At 65.0% G+C, this 1,138-nt stretch carries 1 protein-coding gene; it reads right to left on the bottom strand.

Annotation, left to right across the window (positions count from 1 at the left end; all coding sequences use genetic code 11):
• Positions 1 to 5: 5 nt before the first annotated feature.
• Entirely contained in the window at positions 6 to 1,088 is a 1,083-nt protein-coding gene (locus tag AAFX91_RS41835; RefSeq protein ID WP_394570365.1) for an ISAs1 family transposase, read from the bottom strand.
• Between the last annotated feature and the right edge of the window lie 50 nt (positions 1,089 to 1,138).

The following is a 1,138-nucleotide window of genomic DNA, read 5'->3' as shown; positions in this document are numbered from 1 at the left end:
TAGGGCTATCGCATATGGGCGAGGGCGCGGAGAAGGAAGTCGTTGTTCCATCTGGCCTGGAGCATTTTGTGGCTGATGCGAGCAGGTCCTGGCGTTGCCTGCAGGATGTTGATGGCGAGCTTGCGGATGACGGCGAGGTTTTCCGGCGCGTGATCCTTGCGGCTGCGGCAGGCATCTTCGTCGAACACCGTATCGAGGACCCAGTGCAGGTTGTTCTCGATGCCCCAGTGGGCGCGCACGACCGCGAGCAGCTTCTTGGCCGACAGCAGGCGCGAGGCCAGGAAGTATCGGACCTTGTGCTTGGCGGCCTTGCCGGCGTTGGCGCGCCAACTGTCGATGCGGCCGACCGCAGCGATAGCGGGGAAGCCGTATTGCTGTACCAACTGTGGTGCCGGCACGACGATGGCCTGCCGGCGCTCGATGCGGCCATGAGCGGAGCTCCTTGGCTGGCTCGCCCGCGCTGGCTTTCGGGCGGCATCGAGCAGCGCCTTGACGGCCTTGAAGAGCCGGCCGCGATTGCTCTTGATGGCCAACACGTAATGGCCCTTCCGGTCGCGGATAGCCTGCGCCGTATCGGGCCGGCAATGCAAGGCGTCGGCGGTGACAAGGGTGCCGTCCAGATCGAGCAGGGCGAGGACTTCGAGAGCGCCGGCAACCTCGTTGCGATTGGGGGCCTTCCTCTGCGCCAACGCCATGCGCGTGCCTGCCGCCCAGACATTGACCATATGCAGCGGCGCGGCCCGCCGGCCCCGCGTGAAGGCTCCGCGCAGCGCCTTGCCGTCGATGCTGACCACGCCCTTGACGCCAAAGCCCCTGCTGAACTTGCGCAAAACCGCTTCCAGCCCCTTCGGGTCCAGCGCACGGAAGACGTTGCAGAACGTGTCGTGACTGGGAATGCCGTGGCTGAGCTCCAGGAACCGCCGCAACAGCTCCTCTCGGCCTTTGCCGAAGAACTCGAACTCGGTGCAGGTCTTGGCGCCCGCCAGCGTCGCCGCCAAGGCGATGACGAGGATGTCCACCAGACTGTGTTGGGCGTTGCTGGCACGCGGATCCTTGAGCGGTCGAAACATGCGCCTGAGATTGCGCATCTTGGTCTCCTTCGGGAATCGGGAGACACCCGAAGAATCCAATTCGCTCC

This window comes from Bradyrhizobium sp. 31Argb (assembly GCF_043638955.1).
Lineage (GTDB): Bacteria > Pseudomonadota > Alphaproteobacteria > Rhizobiales > Xanthobacteraceae > Bradyrhizobium.
The sequence above is the reverse complement of the archived record's forward strand: the minus strand, read 5'-3'. Positions and strand labels throughout refer to the sequence as shown.

Coding starts and splice junctions, on each gene's coding strand:
- AAFX91_RS41835 (WP_394570365.1), bottom strand. CDS start 1,088: ATGCGCAATCTCAGGCGCATGTTTCGACCGCTCAAGGATCCGCGTGCC.